This is a genomic window from Halorubrum sp. AJ67 (genome assembly GCF_000513435.1).
On sequence record NZ_CBVY010000007.1, the window covers coordinates 104,731 to 107,443 of the forward strand.

The 2,713-nt window shown below is 69.7% G+C and carries 2 protein-coding genes; both read right to left on the reverse strand.

Features of this window, described 5'->3' with window-relative positions; genetic code table 11:
- A partial coding sequence (locus BN903_RS17385; RefSeq protein WP_048077278.1) for a hypothetical protein occupies positions 1 to 202 on the reverse strand: 202 nt, incomplete at its 3' end.
- A gap of 109 nt (positions 203 to 311) precedes the next feature.
- On the reverse strand, positions 312 to 2,713 hold a 2,402-nt coding region (locus BN903_RS08175; protein ID WP_048077311.1), incomplete at its 5' end, for a PAS domain S-box protein.

A 2,713-nucleotide genomic window follows, 5' to 3' on the forward strand; every position in this document is an offset into this window, starting at 1 on the left:
GTCTATACGGCCGCACCACGCGAGCGTCGTCGCCCACGCGGACGGCGTACCGCTCGCGGTACTCCGCCGCGAGCGTCCAGTAGAGCGAGGTGGGGACCGAGCCGGCGAGTCGGCCCGTCAGGAACGCCCGCGCCGCACCGTGGAGGACTCTGTGGGAGACGCCCGCGGGCGTCCGGTCGGTCGACTCGTCTTCGCTGTCCATGCGTCGGCGGCGCGTGCGGGGTAGTCAGCGACGACCGATCCGTCGCCGCCCCGCGGCCACTCTGGAGGTCGCGACACATCCATAAATAGCGAGGGGTCGGGTTCCGCTCTCACCGCTCGTCCGCGGCGGCCGACTCCGGGCGGTCGACACCGGCGAACTCGAAGCGCGCGCCGCCGTCGTCCCCCTCCGTGACGGCGACCTCCCAGCCGTGCGCCTCGGCGATGCGCTGGACGATGGCGAGTCCGAACCCGGTCCCCGTCTCGGAGGTCGTGTACCCGCTCTCGAACACCGTCTCGCGCTCGTCCTCCGGAATTCCCGGCCCGTCGTCCGCGACGTAGAAGCCGTCGGTGAGGTCACCGACGACGACGCGCTCGCCGCCGTGTTCGTCGGGGTTCCGGAACAGGTTCCCGAGGAGCTGGCGGACCCGCCCGGGGTCGGCGAGGATCTCACCGTCGGTCTCGACCGCGACCTCAACCGGCGTTCCGTCCGCGTCGCCCGCGTCCTCCGCCGTCTCGAACGGACCGTCGCCGCCGGCCGACTCGAACGCCTCGTCGCTGTACGCGGCGGTCAGTTCCCCGAGGTAGACGCGCTCGAACGACCCGACCGTCTCGCCCTGCCTCGCGAGCGCGAGCACGTCGTCGATCAGCCGTTCCATCTCGTCGAGCGCGCGCTCGCAGTGATCGAAGTACGAGTCGGTCCCCGTCTCGCGGGCGAGTCTGAGGTACCCGGAAAGGACGTTGAGCGGGTTCCGAAGGTCGTGCGAGACGATCGAGGCGAACTCGTCGAGGCGCTCGTTCTCCCGTTCGATGCGCCGTTCGTACGCCTTGCGCTCGGAGATGTCGCGACTGCTCGCCAGAAATCGGTCCTCTCCCCGGACGTCGATCCGCCGGACGTTGACCTCGACGGGGAACGTCGAGCCGTCGGCGCGCACGAACGACGTCTCCAACCGAACCGTCTCGTCCATCTCCAACCCGTTCCAGAGCCGCTTACCCTCCTCCGGGTCGAGTTCGTCGTCGACTTCCCACACGTCCATGCCGACGATCTCGTCGCGGTCGTACCCGAGCGCCGTCGTCATCGCCCGGTTGGCGTCAACGATCTCCCCCGCCTCGTCGTGGATGTCGATCATGTCCGGCGAGCGCTCGAACAGCGCCTCCAGCCGCGCGGACGTGTGTTCGAGCCGCCGCTGCCGCCGCCGCTGGTCGGTCACGTCCCGGGAGATGCCCAAGATTCCGTCGAACTCGCCGTCGATGACGAGCCGCGTCAGCGCGTAGTCGATGATCATGCCCGAATTGCTCGGAACGTCGAGTTCCGTGGTCCCCGCCAGCGACTTCCGATCGCCCTTGACGAGCGCGGCGAACGGGTCGCCGTCGCTCGTCTCTCTGATCCGCTCGACCAGCGTGCTCCGCTGCCCGACGAGCCCCTCCGGTGTGGTCTCGTACACCTCGGCCAGCCGGTCGTTGACGAGCGTGAACCGTCCCTCCGCGTCGTACACGCAGACGGGCTCAGGTAGCTCGTCGACGATCCGGCGGTACCGCCCGAGTTCGCGCTCGCGCGCCTTCTCCTCGGTGACGTCGATGTGGATGCCGACGGCTCGTCGAGGCTCGCCGTCGTCGGTCCGCTCGACGACGCGGCCGCGGTCGCGGATCCACCGCCACTCGCCGGACTTCGACCGCATCCGGTAATCGCACTGGTAGAGGTCGGTCTCGCCGGCGAAGTGTCGCTCGATGGCGTTCCACGCCGAGTCGAGGTCGTCCGGGTGGACGCGCTCCTCCCACGACGCGAGTTCGAACGCGATCTCTTCGGGCTCGTGTCCGAGCATCGCCGCCCACCGCTCGTCGAAGCGGACCTCGTCGGTCTGGACGTCCCAGTCCCAGACCCCGACGTCTGCCCCCTCGACGGCCAGCTGGAGGCGCTCGGAGAGTTCGCGGAGTTCGCGCTCGCGCTCCCGCCGTTCGGTGACGTTCCGGACGTACAGCGCCATCCCGTCGTCGGTCGGGTACGCGTTCACGACGAGGTCGGCGTCGAGCCGGTCGACGTGCTGTTCGAACTGGACGGGATCGCCGGTCGCCGCGGCCTCGCGGAGCGTCGCCTCGGCGTCGGTATCGGCGGTCCTCGGGAACGCGTCCCAAAGCCGCTCGCCGAGAATCTCGTCCGCGTCGAGGTCGATCAGGTCCACCGCGCGGTCGTTGAGGTACGACACGCGCCAGTCGTCGTCGACCTCACAGAACGCGTCGGAGATCCGCTCGAAGTGGTCGACGGTCCGGCGGTCGCCCCGGGTCGGGGCGACGACCTCGTCGACGGCAGCCGCGAGCCGCTCGTACTGGTCACCAATCTCTCCCCTGCGGAGGTACTCGTCGACACCGGCCGAGATCGCCTCGCTGGCGACCGCCTCGGACCCCCCACCGGCGAACAGCACGAACGGGACGTCGCCGTGTCGGCTCCGAACGGTTTCGAGCAGTTCGACGCCGTCGGTCTCGGACGTCTCGTAGGCCGAGACGACGCAGTCGAACC